The sequence below is a fragment of the Eubacterium sp. AF19-12LB genome, assembly GCF_003479125.1.
Lineage (GTDB): Bacteria > Bacillota > Clostridia > Lachnospirales > Lachnospiraceae > Eubacterium_U > Eubacterium_U album.
The window spans coordinates 46721-64228 of record NZ_QUGP01000006.1 but is presented as its reverse complement, the minus strand read 5'-3'; the positions used below and the strand labels follow the sequence as shown (position 1 = coordinate 64228).

At 32.2% G+C, this 17508-nt stretch carries 13 protein-coding genes; 12 read left to right on the top strand and 1 reads right to left on the bottom strand.

The window, feature by feature from the left end; all coding sequences use genetic code 11:
* Nucleotides 1-169: 169 nt before the first annotated feature.
* Nucleotides 170-1036, bottom strand: a complete 867-nt coding sequence (locus DWX29_RS07450; RefSeq protein WP_118565530.1) for a shikimate dehydrogenase — start codon at nt 1034-1036, stop codon at nt 170-172.
* 406 nt (nt 1037-1442) lie between these two features.
* On the opposite strand from DWX29_RS07450, the gene aroD reads away from it, so the two are divergent.
* From aroD to DWX29_RS07390, 12 genes are all read left to right on the top strand, one after another.
* Nucleotides 1443-2705, top strand: coding sequence for a type I 3-dehydroquinate dehydratase (gene aroD / locus DWX29_RS07445; RefSeq protein WP_117909852.1), 1263 nt, complete (start codon nt 1443-1445; stop codon nt 2703-2705).
* A gap of 243 nt (nt 2706-2948) precedes the next feature.
* Nucleotides 2949-4097 carry a hypothetical protein gene (locus DWX29_RS07440; RefSeq protein ID WP_118565529.1) on the top strand — a complete coding sequence of 383 codons (1149 nt, stop codon included), beginning with the start codon at nt 2949-2951 and terminating at the stop codon, nt 4095-4097.
* A gap of 139 nt (nt 4098-4236) precedes the next feature.
* Nucleotides 4237-4794 carry an elongation factor P gene (efp, locus tag DWX29_RS07435; protein ID WP_117910655.1) on the top strand — a complete coding sequence of 186 codons (558 nt, stop codon included), beginning with the start codon at nt 4237-4239 and terminating at the stop codon, nt 4792-4794.
* A 221-nt stretch (nt 4795-5015) separates the two neighbouring features.
* Nucleotides 5016-5960: a D-2-hydroxyacid dehydrogenase gene (locus DWX29_RS07430; RefSeq protein WP_117910656.1), complete on the top strand. Its 945-nt coding sequence runs from the start codon at nt 5016-5018 to the stop codon at nt 5958-5960.
* 74 nt (nt 5961-6034) lie between these two features.
* Nucleotides 6035-6898: a hypothetical protein gene (locus DWX29_RS07425; RefSeq protein ID WP_118565528.1), complete on the top strand. Its 864-nt coding sequence runs from the start codon at nt 6035-6037 to the stop codon at nt 6896-6898.
* 375 nt (nt 6899-7273) lie between these two features.
* Nucleotides 7274-7903: a single-stranded DNA-binding protein gene (locus tag DWX29_RS07420; RefSeq protein ID WP_022088190.1), complete on the top strand. Its 630-nt coding sequence runs from the start codon at nt 7274-7276 to the stop codon at nt 7901-7903.
* 292 nt (nt 7904-8195) lie between these two features.
* Nucleotides 8196-9845: a glycosyl hydrolase gene (locus DWX29_RS07415; protein WP_158574518.1), complete on the top strand. Its 1650-nt coding sequence runs from the start codon at nt 8196-8198 to the stop codon at nt 9843-9845.
* Between the two features lie 219 nt (nt 9846-10064).
* The gene (locus tag DWX29_RS07410; RefSeq protein ID WP_118565526.1) at nt 10065-11216 is read left to right on the top strand and encodes a fibronectin type III domain-containing protein; all 1152 of its coding nucleotides are present in this window, start codon (nt 10065-10067) and stop codon (nt 11214-11216) included.
* A 102-nt stretch (nt 11217-11318) separates the two neighbouring features.
* The gene (locus tag DWX29_RS07405) at nt 11319-12548 is read left to right on the top strand and encodes an InlB B-repeat-containing protein (protein ID WP_118565525.1); all 1230 of its coding nucleotides are present in this window, start codon (nt 11319-11321) and stop codon (nt 12546-12548) included.
* Between the two features lie 158 nt (nt 12549-12706).
* Nucleotides 12707-14302 (top strand): glycosyl hydrolase, encoded by a 1596-nt coding sequence (locus DWX29_RS07400; protein ID WP_118565524.1) that lies wholly within the window; start codon nt 12707-12709, stop codon nt 14300-14302.
* An 85-nt stretch (nt 14303-14387) separates the two neighbouring features.
* Nucleotides 14388-15926 carry a glycosyl hydrolase gene (locus tag DWX29_RS07395; protein ID WP_118565523.1) on the top strand — a complete coding sequence of 513 codons (1539 nt, stop codon included), beginning with the start codon at nt 14388-14390 and terminating at the stop codon, nt 15924-15926.
* Nucleotides 15927-16130: 204 nt separating this feature from the next.
* On the top strand, nt 16131-17441 hold the full coding sequence (locus DWX29_RS07390) for a glycosyl hydrolase (RefSeq protein WP_118565522.1): 1311 nt from the start codon (nt 16131-16133) through the stop codon (nt 17439-17441).
* Nucleotides 17442-17508: the final 67 nt, after the last annotated feature.

The window sequence follows — 17508 nt, the reverse complement described above, 5'->3', positions numbered from 1 at the left end:
GTCTGATAAATTGATTATACAACCCTAAATTATATAAATATTGAAAATGTGAGATTTGTTTTATTGAATAATAAAAAAATTACGGATGATATTGAAAAAATTATATCATCCGTAATGAATAAAATAATTCATTTTAAAATTTATTGTTCAAAATTAATTGATAATATTTCTAAAAAAACTTTGATTTGATTTCATTAACAGGCATTTCTTTCCCTGTCCAAAGCTTAAAGGCTTCAGCCCCCTGATATAAAAGCATATATAAACCATTGAATACAGGGCAACCTATTTCTTTACTCATTTTCATAAGTTTTGTTTCGAGTGGGTTATAAACAATATCAGAAACAATTAATTCAGGATGTAAAAAGGAACTGTCTTTAATAACACAAGAGTAGGTATTTGGCGCCATACCAAGAGAAGTTCCGTTAGTTAAAATTGTGCTTGAATCCAATGACTTCTTTAAAGAAGTTTCGTCATTTAAATCATAGAGAGAAACTTTAGCTGAAGTAACTTTATTCAACTTGTCAATTAAAATCTGAGCTTTATCAAAATTAGTTCCGGGTCTGTTGTAAACATCGATTTCTTTCACGCCATCTATTGCAGCCTGAACAAGAATTGAAGATGCAGCACCACCGGCACCCATTAATGTCATTTTACCTCCAATTATATCAAATCCGGCATCCTTAACAGATTGCATATATCCAATTCCGTCAGTATTGTGACCAATAAATTTTCCGTCTTGATTAACAACTGTGTTTACAGCACCTATTAACTTTGCTGCAAGAGATAAATCATCACATAATTCCCACATTTTTATTTTGTCAGGCATTGTACAGTTGAATCCGGCAACTCCTAATGTTCGTAGACCTTCAACTGCTGATTCCATATTATTTTCATCCACATCAAAGCATAAATATACATAATCTAAACCTAAAAGTCGAAAGGCTTCATTGTGCATTGCGGGTGATTTGCTATGTGCAACAGGACTGCCAAGAAGTCCTGTAAGTTTTGTTGACCCTGTAATATTTATATTTTCCATTGTAGTACCTCCGTTGTAATTATTTGAGCCGGTATATTTTTGTTCAATAAACTTTATTACGGTTATTGTTGGATACTTTTATAATTCTAATTTAGTTGATATATGCTGAATTAATTCAACACCATATATTATGATACATAAATTTGAAAACAAATGGAAGTGGGTTTTAATAAATGCCGGGTATTTTTCTAAATGATATACACTATTACTGCGTGTAAATGTAAAATAACTTCAATAACAAACAGCATTTAGAAAGTTTTAGTTAGTTATGCAAATGTCATTTAGACATTTTTGCTCTTTTATATAAAAATCATATATGTTATAATGTACGTCAAATGCCGTAATTTAAACAGATGGCAAATAATGTAAAAGGAGGAATAATTCCGAAAAAGGAATTAGAAGAAAAATGAAACAAATTAAGGTCGGAAACCTTGAACTTAGCGACGGTCACCCCAAAGTGTGCGTACCGATAGTAGGCGAAAATCACGATGAAGTGATAGAACAGGCAAAAAAAGTTGTGGAGATGAATCCGGATATAATCGAATGGAGATGTGATTTCTTTGACAGCGTTTATATTGATGAAGTGGAGAATATGCTGATAGATTTGCGTGAGGTAATTAAAGATATACCATTAATCTTTACTTTCAGAACAGATGGCGAAGGTGGAAAAAAATTTATCTCAAACAACAGTTATTATGATTTGAATGTTCAGGTAGCTAAGACAGGACTGGCTGAATTAATAGATGTAGAAGCCTACTCTAAAGATTCAATTGCCTTAGATATGATAGAGGAAATACATAAGGCGGGAGCAAAAGTAATTGGTTCAAATCATCATTTTAATGAAACGCCGTCAAGAGAAAAGATAGTGGAAACATTAATGACGATGGAAGAACTTGGAGCAGATATATGTAAAATGGCAGTAATGCCAAGTTGCGAAGAGGATGTTAAGGAACTCGTATATGGTTCTATTGAGGCAAATGAAAAAATGATAGCACCTATAGTTACAATGTCAATGGGAGAATTAGGCGCAGTAACAAGAGTATGTGGAAAGACAACAGGCTCAGTAATAACATTTGCGGCAGGTGTAAATACATCAGCACCGGGACAAATGACAATTAAACAGGTTAGAAATATATTAGGTATTAATTGTGATGATATCAAAGATAAAAATATATTTATGATTGGCTTTATGGGCACGGGAAAAACTACAATATCAAATGCGTTAGGCTATATTACAGGAATGCCGGTTGTTGATATTGATAAATACATAGAAGAACAGGAAAATATGTCTATAAGTGATATATTTGAAAAAAATGGGGAAGAATATTTTAGAAAACTTGAAACAAAAGCTTTAGAAGAGATGCAAATTAATGCAGGAAAAATAGTATCATGCGGTGGTGGAGTTGTTCTTAAAGATGAAAATATAGAAATAATGAAAGAAGGCGGAAGAACAGTACTTCTCACGGCAGAACCGAAAACTATTTATGACCGCATATGCGAAAATAAAGACAGACCACTTTTGAATAATCATATGACAGTAGAATATATAGAAAAAATGATTGCTGACAGAGAAAAAAGATATCAAAAGGCAGCTCAGGTTTCTATAGCAACAGATGGAAAAAGCAGAGTTGAAATCTGTGGTGAGATTTTAGAGCGTATAAGTTTTTAGCATAGGATAAAGATATAGTATTAGAAAGAAAATGAAAATCCGATAGGTTTAGCCTGTCGGATTTTTTACGTGATGAAAATACAGTGGTTTAAATATTAAAGAAAAAATAATCTGAAAAAATAATCTGAAAAAATAATCTGAAAAAATACTTTCGTTACTAAAACATATAGATATAAATAGAAGTATATGTTATGGTTATCATAAAATTAGTGTTCGAATAATTTAGTTGGAAAGGAGATTTATATGACTAAAGGAAGAAGTAGAATTACAATTAATTATATTAAAAAAATTGTAATTGCATGTGTAATATGTGTTGTAGGTATAGTTGGAACTATTAATGTAAATGCTGATACAAAAAAAGTTGATATCGTAGTTAATAAGACAAAGACTATAAAAGTGAAAGAGCCAAGCGTAAAAGTAAAATGGACAATTAAAAATAAAAAGATTGTTAAAATAGTAAAAATTAAAGGTAAGAAAAATAATATTTTAAAAATAAAGGGAATAAAAAATGGCAAGACAAAAATTATAGCAAAATATAAAAATAAGAAGAGAGTATTTATTATTAATGTTGTTAATAAAAACAAGAAAAAGAATACAGATTCAGAAAAAATAATAAATAATCAGGACAAAACGCAAAATAGTGAAACAACATCATCACAGAATACTGCAAATAATAAGAATGAAGAGACAACTACAAATGGAGAAGCGGGAAAAGGCGATAATCAAAATCCTGTAAATGAAACAAAAATAAAATTGTCATATGTTAACGATAAAATAACTTTAAAGGATAATCTAATAATTAAATATTCATTGACTAATGGCAAGGGAGTGATAGCACTAGATTATAAAACAGAAAAATTGGAAAAATATATAGATGGAAAATGGGAAATCATCGAAAAGAAAAATGAGTATCAGAATACAATGTATGAGGTTAATGATAGTGAGATGATTAGAAATGCAGATTTGAATAATTACTATGATATTTCAATCGGGCAATATCGATTAACCAATAAAGTTAATGGACAGGAATGTATCGTTAATTTTAATGTATATGAAAATGATACAAAATTTGTTGGTATATTAAAGAATAATCAAATAAATATGAATGATGAATTATCATTTTATGTTTATGCTGTAGGTAATGAAGATAATACATATCCGGGAAGTCTTCAACCGGGAAAACTTGAAATATATGAGGATAATCAGTGGAAGAACATTGAATTGAGTGACGATGCAAGATTTCCGGAAATTATAATATTGATTGAAAATTTAAGACCGGGATATTTTAGTATTCCTATATTCCAGGATTATGTAGGACTACATTCCGGACACTATAGATATATTCATACAATAGAAGGAATAAATATTCCTATGGAATTTGACGTTTTATAATACATTTTTCTAGTATAATAAATAGAAAAATAGCACGCTTAATAATTGCTGTAGTAAAAAATAGTTGAAATAATAATATTATTATTATAAAATAAAACGTAGCGTGGTAAAACACAATGAACTGTTAGGAGGAAATATTATGATAGCAGCAGGCGATTTTAGAAATGGTGTTACAATCGAAGTTGAAGGACAGATTTATCAGATTATCGAATTTCAGCATGTAAAACCAGGTAAAGGCGCAGCGTTCGTTAGAACAAAATTAAAAAATATCAAGAGTGGTGGTGTAGTTGAAAAGACTTTCAGACCAACTGAAAAATGTCCTAAGGCTCACATCGATAGAAAATCAATGCAGTATTTATATGCAGATGGTGGATTGTATAACTTTATGGATACAGAAACATTTGAACAGATTGCATTATCAGAAGAAACAATCGGTGATGCACTTAAGTTTGTTAAAGAAAACGAAATGGTTACAATCTGCTCACACAATGGTGATGTATTTGCAATTGAACCACCTCTTTTCGTAGAATTAGAGATTACAGAATCTGAACCTGGTGTTAAAGGAAACACAGCTACAGGTGCTACAAAACCTGCAGTGGTTGAAACAGGAGCAACAGTATATGTTCCATTATTCGTTAATCAGGGTGAAAAGATTAAGATTGATACAAGAACAGGTGAATACCTTTCAAGAGTATAATCTGATTTTAGGATTAATAAATAAAAAGAAGTTCCTGTTTGGGAACTTCTTTTTTTATGTTGTGCACCTTGCGGTGCACGTTTCTAATAGGTGAAAGTCTTTAACATGAAAGCAATGTTTAGAAAAACATTGAATGAAGTTAATTTTACATAAATGCTTTGGCAAATGACCACTGACTAATGGAAGTGGTAATACATATAATAGTAGGAGATATTGGGCTGATGAAAGTAGTAATTTTAGACGCAAAAACTTTAACGAATGATGATATTGATTTTTCGGTATTTGATGAATTTGGTGAAGTGACAATTTATGATTATACTAAATATAATCAGATAGCGGAAAGAATAAAGGATGCTGAAATTATTTTGTGTAATAAGTCGATAATGAACAGAATGACTTTGAAGGATGCAAAGAATGTAAAGTATATAGGACTTTTTGCTACAGGATATAATAATGTGGATATAGAATATACAAATGAAAGAAATATAACGGTATGTAATGCAGGAAGTTATTCTACAAATGCTGTAGCACAACATGTATTTGCTCTTATTCTTGAACATTACAATAAAGTTGGAGAGTATAACAAATTTGTTAAAGACGGAGGGTGGATACACAGCGAAAAATTTTCGCCATTTAAACCAATGAAGGAAATGGATGGAAGAACATTAGGAATTGTAGGATATGGTTCAATAGGAAAGAAAGTTGCAAAAATTGCACAGGCATTTGATATGAAGGTCTTAGCGTATAACAGAAGTCCTAAGAAAGATGAAAGCGTCCGATTTGTAGAAATGGATGAACTGCTTGAAAAATCAGATATAGTTTCTATTCATTGCCCATTAAATAGCGATTCAGAAAAGATGTGTAATAAAGAGTTTTTTGAAAAAATGAAAGATGGAGCACTGTTTATAAATACATCACGAGGCGGAGTAGTTGATGAACAGGCATTAATTGATGCTGTTAAATCTAAGAAAATATCAGGAGCAGGTCTTGATGTAGTAGCAGTAGAGCCGATGGAAAAGCATGAAGAGATTCTTGATATAGATAATATAATTATTACACCTCACTCAGCATGGGCACCTGTTGAAACCAGGACAAGACTTGTTGAAATTGTAAAAAATAATATTAAAAAATGGGTTGCAGGAGCCCCTGTAAATGTTATAAAATAGAACCGAAGGGTGTTAGATATAAGTTATAGTTCTAAAAGAAGATACAAATACTTATATTTAAGGAGGATTAACCAATGAGAAAGGTTATCAGGAAAATTTCAGCTGCTATAGTTGCAACAACTATAACAGTAGCTATGTGTGCAACATGTTTTGCAGGTACAACATTTGAAGGCTACTTTGGACAGAGAGAAAATTGGTACGAAGGAGCTGACGGTAGTTTGTCAGGCGCAACAGCAAGTTCTTTCTCAGCTGATATGGATGCGATTGGCTGGGGCGGTGTTTGGGGAGCACAGGCACACAGAGACATCACAGTGAAGAAAGGACAGAAGTATACTCTTAGTTTTAAAGCAACAACTACAACGGCTGAAAAATGGGTATTCTTTAAAGTTACAGATTCACAGGACACAGTAGTTTATGCAGACTGGTTACACTTACAGCCGGGCGTAACAGAAAACTACAAGGCAACATTTAAAGCATCTGCTAATGCAACATTCATTTATTATGGAATGGGTGGAGAATTTGGTGACAGAACAGAAGAACAGGGTGATATTTATGCACTCTCAGAAGTACTTCCTAATGATGCTGATTCAAGTTTTAGTACATCAGTAAAGGTTACAAACTTCAAATGTGTTAAGTCTAAAGCGAAACTTAAAGTGACAAAGGACAAAAAGAAGAATGGTATAGCTCTTTACAATTACTTAAAGAAAAATGGAAAAATCTTTAAACAGGTTGGAGATTTTGTATGTACTATTCATACATCAGGAAACAAGATTCAGATAAAAGCAATTCAGAATCAGGAAGTGGTTGCTGATGTTAAGTTAGCAAAGAATAAACCGCAGGCTACAGTAAAGAAATTAAGAAGCAACATAGCTTCAAGTGCAATCAACAGCGCTTTAAAGACAGAAACAAAAATGACATTAAAGAACCTTGGTTATTAATATTGTGCCGACATTTGTGAATGATGTTTGCAAATGTCGGTATTTTTTTGTAGTAGAGGAAATGTCATTATTACAAAAGATAAAGTTCACGGCAAAGTTGAGACTTTGGGGTAAAAATTTAGGGGTAAAAAAATAGATATAATAGAAAATTGTGTGTAAATGAATAAAGAAAATATCGATTTTATAGTAAATAATAGTAATTATTTCGAAGTGAAACCCTAGTATTCGACGATAAATGAGCAAAAATTTGAGACAAAAATTATATAAGTCGAAAAAGGTCGAACACATTTTTACATAAAAGTGGAAAAAGGAAATATAATTATAGAGATAAAAGAAATAAGAAACCAAAGGTTGGTACAGAAGGGGGAAGCACACATGATCGACAAGATTATTGAGAACAACCGCGTTAGCATTGTAGGTGAGATTGTATCTGAATTCAGATACAGCCATGAAGTTTTTGGAGAAGGATTCTACATGGTAGATGTATCTGTAGACAGACTTAGTGAATTAACGGATATTATTCCGTTGATGGTATCTGAGAGACTTGTTGATGTAACACAGGATTACACAGGAAGACTTGTAGAAGTATCAGGACAGTTTCGATCCTACAACAGACATGAGGGGACAAGAAACAAATTGGTGCTTTCTATTTTCGTAAGAGAATGGGAAGAAGTAGAAGAGAATCTTGATGCAGGCAGAACAAATCAGATTTTCCTTGATGGATTTATTTGCAAACCACCAATTTACAGAAAAACACCGCTTGGAAGAGAAATCGCAGATTTACTTATTGCAGTTAACAGACCGTATGGTAAATCAGATTACATACCTTGCATTGCCTGGGGCAGAAATGCAAGATATGCATCAGCTTTTGAAGTGGGTGGACACATTCAGATATGGGGAAGAGTGCAAAGCAGAGAGTACATTAAGAAGATTAATGAAGATGAAAGCGAAAAGCACACAGCATATGAAGTGTCTGTCAGCAAATTAGAATATGTAGACGAGTAAAATCGTTAAAAAAAGCAGAAAAACATCCCAAAACAGACTGAAAAGTTTGTTTTGGGATGTTTTTTCTTGCAAAGGTGCCACAAACAAATAAACAAATTAGTGATATTATTTATTTATACAACAAATTATAAATCATATTATTCTAAAAAATAAAATAACATCTAAAAAAAAAGATTGATTATAAGCAAAATTGTAAAAAATGCATAAAAGTTGTTGACTTTATAAGAAAATAATCGGACAATAGAGTGGAAGAAATACCATCAGAGATGGTATGCATATAAAGGAGGAAAACATGAGAAATTTTAAGAGGGGAGTTGCATTTGCCATGGCTGCAGTTATGACAGTGTCAATGACTGGAGTGATAAGTGCGGATGCAAACGAAGAAAGTAGCACTATATCAAGCTGGAAAGAAGAGGCAGTTATTACACCAACTGAAGGCAAACTCGTAGGAGCAGGATACATTAATGTTAAAGTTAATACATCTGTAACAGATGCAGAAAGCTATAATATTGTATTTGATGGAAAAAAAGCAGTCGAATTAGAAGCTAATGGTGAGAATGAACAGATGGCAGAAGTTTATACAACATCTATAGCAAAGCATACATTAAAGGTTGAGGCTGTTTTAGCTTCGGGTGAAACAGTAGAGTCTAATGAAAGAAACTTTTTTGTATCTAAAAAAGGAATTGCATTAGGTGAAGATATGAGTAAAACAGTCGAACTTAAAAAGATGAACCTATCTTGGTATTACAATTGGCAGGCAACACCTTATAATAATTCAATTGATGATGGAGTTGATTTTGTACCAATGATTTGGGGAAGAAATCAGGATGATCCGGATGGAACAAAAGATGAAAATTTATTTAAATACATTGCAGAGCAGTGCGCTTTAGTTCCAAAGGATGCTAATTACATCCTTGGATATAATGAACCTGAATTATCAGCTCAGGCAAATATATCAGTTGTACAGGCTCAGAAGGGCTGGAAAGAAATACAGAAACTTGGAAAGAGAACTGTATCTCCGGCTATTAGTAATCCTAACGGAACATACAGCGGATGGCTTACACCATTCTTGAAAGGCGGAACAGTTGATGATAATGGAGTTCAGATAGAGATTGAAGGAGTTAGTTGCGATTGTGTAGCAATTCATACATATATTAGTCAGAGAAGTGTTAGCATGGTGATTGATGCTGTAAAGAAAGTACATGAATTATATGGAAAGCCTGTTTGGATTACCGAAATGGGAATTTTTGGAAGCAAGGCATATGGAGACAAATTCGATTATAGTTATCAGAAACCTGGTGAAAATGAAAAAACAGGTGCATTTATTAAAGAAGTATGTGCACAGTTAGATGAGATGGATTTTGTAGAAAGATATGCATGGTTCCCATACAATATTAATTCAGCAAATGATATTGATTCAAATGATGCAAGTGGATCAACTGCATTATTTGATTATGACTCAGGTAAATTAACAGATAATGGATTCTTATATGCATCATTAGGTAATCCTAAAGGTTATGAAACATATAAGTTAACTGATGCTGATAAGTATGTATATGAGGAACCAACAACACAGCAGCCAACAACAACTGCTACACCTAAGGTAGAAGAAACAACAACTCAGGTTACACCAACAACTGTAGTGCCTGTAGAAACAACAAAGGCAACTACAATTGGTAAAGTTAAGATTAAGAGTGCAAAAGCAACAAAGAAAAAATCTGCTAAAGTAACATGGAAGAAAGTTTCAGGTGTTAAGCAATATCAGGTTCAGTATTCTTTGAATAAGAAATTTAAAAAATCAAAGATAAAGAAAACCGGTAAATTAACTATTGTATTAAGCAAATTGGCAGGTGGTAAAAAATACTTTGTAAGAGTCAGAGGTATTAATGGTAGTGATAAAGGACCATGGTCTAAAACAAAAACATTTAAAACATCTAAATAAAGAACAATAAAAATGTTACAATTTTTACATCAGAAATTAAATTGATTGATTGTTTATATGTGAAAATTAGACAGTATTTCAAATTGAAAATCGTTTTATTTGTGAAAATATGATATTTTGGATTGTAAAATAAAAACGTTTATGATAAGATGTTCATAGATTGAAAATAAACGTTTTCAAAAAGAAAAAAAACAATTTTATTTGAGGAGGAAATTGAAGATGAGAAAGGTTTTCAACAAAGTTATGGCAGGTGCTATGACAACAGCATTAGTTGCTACACTTGCAGTAGGATTTAAAACAAACACAACAGACGTTAAGGCTGATACAGCTAACGCACTTACAGGTAGCTGGACAAGTTCAGCAGAAAGTTATGAACCAAATGATGCTGTTATTACACAGACAACATTTAAGTCAACAGCAGTAGATAATGTTTCTGCTAATATTTCTATTACAGGATGGCAGGCTAATTGGACAGCAGAAAGCGCTGCTCCGGAAGATGCAATTGTATTAAATGATAAAATCTGGGGTGAAAAACCATATCAGATTAAATCAGAAATTAATGCTAAAGTTGTTCCAGGAAATACATATAAATTAAAATTTACAGTTAATAACGGAATGATGCAAGCAGATACAACTACAAAGACAGAAAAGAATATTACAATTACTGTAAATAGTGGTATTGAAGGTGATAATGATAACATAATGTTATTTAAGACAATAAGAGTTCCAGCAGGAGAAACAAAAACATACGAATTTGACGTTCCTGTAAGTCCTGATTATTTAAGTAATGATATTAAGGTTCAGTTAGCATATGGTTCATATTATTATTCATATGAATTAACACAGGCAGTTAAGGCTGGAAAAGTTACAGAAGAAGCAGCTAAGGCTTGCAAGTATGCATACGCATATGGAACATCAGAAAATGTAAATGCACATGGAACATTATCATTCACAGACATTTCTTTAATGGGTGAAAAGTATACACAGAGCGTTATTCCTGAAAGACAGACAACAAAGGCTCCTGAAACAACAAAAAAAGCAACAACAACAACAAAGGTTCCAACAGGTAATACAAATACAGTAGCTCCTACAACAGCAGCTCCTGCAGTAGTAGCAAGCAAACCTGCAAAGGTTAAGGGTGTTAAGGTTGTTAACAATGCTAAGAAGTCAGTTAAGGTTACTTGGAAGAAAGTAAAAGGTGCTAAGTCATATCAGGTTAAGGTTGGAAACAAGAAATACAACGCTAAAAAGACAAATGCAAAAATCAAAAAACTTGCAGTAGGTAAGACATACAAAGTTCAGGTTCGTGCTAAAAATGCTGCAGGATTTGGTAAGTGGAGCAAAGCTGTAAAAGTAACAATTAAAAAATAATAAAACAGAATAGCAAATATAATTTTCAAAAGTAAGTATGCGGCAATTATCAAAATATTGCCGCATATTAAACATAAGGACTGTAATTAGGAGGACAAATAAGTGAGATTATTTAAGAAAACTATGGCGGTTGCATTAGCATCTGTTATGACTATAGGAATGGCAGGCGTTGCATCAGCAGCTCAAGTTCCGGCAGGAACAAATGTTTTGGCAGGATTAACACAGTGGACATCATTTTCAGTATGTACTAGGGAAGATGGTGGAGAATGGGAAGAAGCTTTAAAAGCCATCCCTCAGACAAAAGGTGTTGATTATGCAACTGAAGGATACATAACAGCAGGTTCAACAGTTTCTAATTTTGATTTCTTTGTCATTAATTCTGGATGGGATGGAGAATACAATAAGTTAACAAATGAATTAGTAAATGATAATCCATGGGGTATGACAGCTACACTTGAAAATGTACCTGTTGAAGCAGGACGTAATTACACAATATCTTTTAATATTTCAAGTACATTAAAAGCAAGCAAAAAAGATGCATTAGGAAATAAGATAGGAGATATTACTACAAAGCATATTTTATTCAAGGCATATAAGCCTGGTAATGGTGATGAAGCTTTAGAGTTAACTTCAACATCTAATATTACATCAGATGGATATATTACATTAGATTCTTCAAAGAAAGAAAGTATGAAGGTTTCAGCGGTAATCAATGTACCAAAGGATTATAAAAAAGGAAACATCGGATTAAAATTCGCTTTAGGTGCATTATTAAAGACATATGCTGATGAAATTGGTATGTCAGGATATATTCATGTAAATAATTTCACAGTTACAGCTAATAAGCAGTATACTGTAAATTTTGTTAGCCAGAACAAGACAATGTCTACAAAATATGTAAATGAAGGCGAAAAGGTTGATACATTTGCAGCTAAGAGAAAAGGATACACATTAGTAGGTTATACAGCTAATGGAGCTTCATATAATTTTAATTCTGTTGTTCCAAGTGACTTGACACTTGTTGCACAGTGGAAGAAAACAGCTGCACCGGCAAAGGTTAAAATTGCTTCTGTAAAGAGCAAAAGTGCTAAGAAAGCAGTTGTATCACTTAAGAAAGCAAAGAATGTTAAAGGATATGCTGTTCAGTATTCAACAAATTCAAAGTTTAAGGGTGCTAAACAGAAAACATCTAAAAAGACAAAAATTATACTTAAGAAACTTAAATCTGGATCAATTGTATACGTAAGAGCTAAAGCTTATACAACAGATTCAGCAGATAACAAAGTATTTAGTAAAAAATGGTCAGCTAAGAAGTTAGTTGTAGTTAAATAAGTTTAATATTAGAATTAATCTTAAGCAGGTGAAAGGGTGTAGAGATTTTATATGAATATCATATAAGTCTTTGCGCCCTTTTTTTAAACAAAAATCTTAGATGCTATAATTTGATTTTAAATGTAGAAACATTTTATTTAGTTAGAGAGGATAAGAATATGAGAAAAGCAAAGAGAATATTAGCATTTGCATTATCATTAGTTGTTGTATTTTCAGGAATTAATTATGCTGCAATCACAAGCAATGAAGTAGCAGCCGCTACAGTTTCAACAACAGAATGGACTAATAATGGATTGATTAGTCCTGCTAACGGATCATTAATTGGAGCAGGATATATAGATGTAAAGTGGAACAATAACCTAGAAGGAGTTTCATCATATGCAGTTTATGTTGATAATGCTTTAATAGGAACAGTATCTCCAACATCAGCAGAAACTTTATCATGCGAATTTTACACAGTTGATGTATCTGCACATACAGCATACGTTTCAGCTACATTAACAAACGGAACAGTAGTTAATACAAATACAAGTACTTTTTATGTTACAAAGAAAGGAATTTGTATAAATGAAGATATGGGAGTAGGTATAGATGCTTCTTCATTAAATGTTGGTTGGTATTATAATTGGGGCTTTACAGCATATAATGAAAAAAATTTTAAAAACAGATCATTTGATAATATGGACTATGTACCTATGATATGGGGACAGGGAACAGTTAAAGAAGCAGCTTTTGAAAACGCAAAAAAGAATGGATACAAATATATTTTAGGATATAATGAACCAGATTTAACAAATCAGTCTAATATGTCAATTGAAAAAGTAATTAACAGATGGCAGGATTTTTGTAATTCAGGACTTAAAGTTGGCTCACCTGCAACAGCTACAGCACCGTGCTGGTCTGATAAATGGTTTAAACCTTTTATGGAAAAGATATCAGCAAATAGTTCGTTAGATGTTGATTTTATTGCGGTACATTGTTATTGGGGAACAGATTTAGATTCAACTAAAGGCGCATTACAGTTCTTACAGGCAATTGACCAGACATATGCATTATATCATAAGCCAATTTGGATTACAGAGTTTGCTGTAGGTGAACAGCATATGAAGTTAAGCATGGCTGATCCTACATGCGCAGAGAATACAAGAAACTTCTTAAAGATTGTATTAGAAGGATTAAATGCAAGAAGCTATGTAGAAAGATATGCATGGTTCTCATTTGACCCTGAAGATAATAGTACATTCACAGACAGTGCTTCAGGATTATGGTATAGAAATACAGGTGTCTTAACAGAATTAGGAAAATTATATGCTGAAATTGGAAATCCTGCAGGATATCCGGCAAAAACTTATGGAGTATATACTCCAAGTGGAGTAGACACATCTGCAATAGCGTGTGCAGCAGCAGTAAAACCTGTTATTTATACAGCATTACCTAATAATAAAAAGAAAACTATCAAAGTAAATCTTAAGAAGGTAAATAATGCTTCAGGTTACGAAATTAAATATTCAACATATAAGAATATGAAAAAAGCTAAAACTAAGAGTACAACAAAGCTTACATATGTTCTTAAAAAATTGAAAGCAGGAAAGAAGTATTATGTTCAGTCAAGAGCTTACTTTATTATGGATGGCTCAAAGTTGTATACAGGTTGGAGCAGCAAGAAAGTAGCAAAAATAAAGAAAGTTAAAAAAGTAAAAAAGGTAAAAAAAGTAAAAAAAGCAAAATCAGCTGAAAATAGTAAGAAAAAATAATTGCATAAGTGATTGTTAGACAAAAGAAAATAGGGGTGAGTACCTTACCCCTATTTATTTTGAAAAGGTGATAGGAGATTATTATATGAGAAAGTTAAGAAGAGTAATTGCAATGGCTTTGATGTCAGCGGTGGTTATTACCGGAACTCCTGCTTTTAACAATGATGTTAAAGCAGTTACAATAAATAGTGATGCAGGTGCAATAACACAGTGGCAGGCAAATGCAATAACAAATCCGGTAGCAGGTAAATTAGTGCCGGCAGGATATATTGATATAAAATGGACAAGTGCAGATAGTTTAGGAGAAATAAAAGATTATAAATTATATGTAGATGATTCACTTGTAAATACTGCATCGGCAACTACCACACAGTTTGAATTTTATACGACGACAGTAAGCAGTCATAAGACTTATATTGTTGCAAATTTTACAGATGGTTCTAGTGTAACATCCTCAACTTTTTATTTTTATGTAACTAAAAAAGGATTATGTGTAAATGATAAAATGGGGAAAATGTTAATACCTGATGATATGAATATAGGTTGGTATTATAATTGGGGAATAAATCCATTTACATATAGTTGCTATACAGATATTGATTATGTTCCAATGATTTGGGGGACAGGATCGGAAAAATACATTTCATCAATAGCTTTAAAAGGATATAAATATTTACTTGCATATAACGAACCTGATATGGGGGCAAATGCCGGTGGAAGCAATATAAATGTTAATACAGCAATAAATAATTGGAATAAATTTTTAGGAAATAATTATTATTTGGGTTCACCGGCACCGGCATTTTGCCCTGCATGGAATAATGGAACATGGTTTAGAACATTTATGAGCCGAATTGACCAAAGTACAATAGACTTTATTCCTTTACATTGCTATTATAAAACATATGGAGGAGTAAAAGCTGCAAATGACTTCCTTGAAAATGTGGTTGATAAAACGTATGAAATGTATCACAAACCAATATGGATTACAGAATTTGCTCCTAATGGCTGGGGCTATAGTGATTCAAATGGAAGAAAGCAGTGCAAGGAATTTTTGGAGGCTGTATTAAAGGGATTAGATGAGAGAAGCTATGTAGAAAGATATTCATGGTTCTCATTTGATACAACAGATGGAACAAATGGTGCTGCAGCATTATGGACAAACAGTACAGGTGTATTAACTGATTTAGGAAATGCATATGTTGCAAATGGAAATCCTGAAGGTTATAGTTATGGAAATTGCAAATCAATAGATAATTCTACAATGAATGTTGTATATGCCTCGCTGAATAATGATAATAACAGTAGTATAAATAATGGTGTAGCCGGCAATTCCATAAAGAAACCAGGCAAAACAAGCATTGTATATGCTAAAAGCTTAAAGAAAAAGACAGCAAAAATAAGAATAAAGAAAGTAGCAAAAGCAAAAGGATATCAGATAAAATACTCAGATAGTAAGAAATTTGTAGGATATTTAGAAAAGAGTACATCAAAAACGACTATAACAATAAAGAAATTAGATAGAAAGACAAAATATTATTTTAAAGTGAGAGCATATACAAAAGTTGGAAAGAAAAAAGTATATGGTGCATGGAGCAAGACAAAATCAGTAAAAGTTAAATAATACTGATGTAAGTATAGACTACAGGCGATACATAAGATAATATGCATTTTAGTAAATAAGTAAAAACTAACATAGTGCAAAAGTGAAATTTAAAATCACATAAACAAATTGTAAATAAGAATAAGACCATAAATACGATTATTAATTTTAATCTGTATTTATGGTTTAAAAATTGAAGGGATTAAGGTATATTAAGGAAAATCAATGAAAAATATTAAGAAATTAATTGCTGTAATTATTATGTGCTGCTTTGGAGCGACAATAGGAGTTGTGGGTATATTTGTAAATGATAATAGCAAGAAAGAAGCTACACTGATTAAATGGAAAGAAAATGCACTTGTAAATCCAACCCCGGGGAAGATGATAGGTGCAGGAAACATAGATATTACTATTGCAAATTTAGAAGATATATATGAAAACAGTGAAAAATATGGCAAAGTAAACGAATATAATATTTATATAGATGGCGAAAAGCAATTTGCCATTAAGCCGGATGAATTTGCAAAAGAGGAAAAAGAAGATGAAGGTTTTGTTTCAGGAATGAAGCTGGAAGATATGACAAAAAAAGAAGAATCCATATCAGATATAGCATCTGTTGCTACAGTAGAATTTCACTGCGCAAAAACAAATTCTTATGAAATATACATAGAAGCTGATTACGATAACGGAAGTAAAATATATTCAGATGTATTTACAATTTATATTTCAAAAAAAGGTTTATGTGTAAATAAGGATATGTCAAGAGAACTTGCAGCAGATAAGATGAATGCATCATGGTATTACAATTGGGATATTACACCATTTAATTATTATTCATTTGAAAATATGGAGTATATACCAATGATGTGGACTTATAGTTCAACTGAGTCGAAAATGATAGAAAGACTTAAAAAAACAGGATATAAATATTTGTTAGCATATAATGAGCCTGATTTTACGGACCAGGCAAATTTAACAGTTGATGAAGTTGTAGATGCATGGCCTGATTTTATGAATAAAGGCATACAGATAAGTTCACCGGCAACAGCATTATGCCCTCCGTGGTCAAAAGACTGGTTTCAGCCGTTTATGGAGCAGATTGATGCAGATGATAATCTTAGTATAGATTTTATTGCGTTACATCATTATTGGAACTGGTATAGTGATGAAGGTGTTCAGGCATTTTTAGATTTGATAGACCAGACATATGAAATGTATCATAAGCCGATTTGGATTACGGAGTTTGCAATATCAGGAGACCCGGGAAAAAATCAGGAGCAGTTAGATGCAGTTATTGGATATATGAAAGGTGTAATACCGGGATTAGAAGAAAGAGATTATGTAGAAAGATATGCATGGTTTTCATTTGGAAGCAAAGATTCAAAAAATGGAGCATCAGCATTGTATGACATTTCAACAGGGGAATTTACTGAACTTGGTAAATTGTATTCAAGTGTAGGTATACCTGCCGGATATCAGGATGATTCCGTAGATGTAATAAAAGAAAATGATATTAAAGATATTTTGATAAAATGATAGACAATATAGCAATATGACCATATTATATAAGGAGGGGAAATATAATTTACCGCTATTTGTAAAG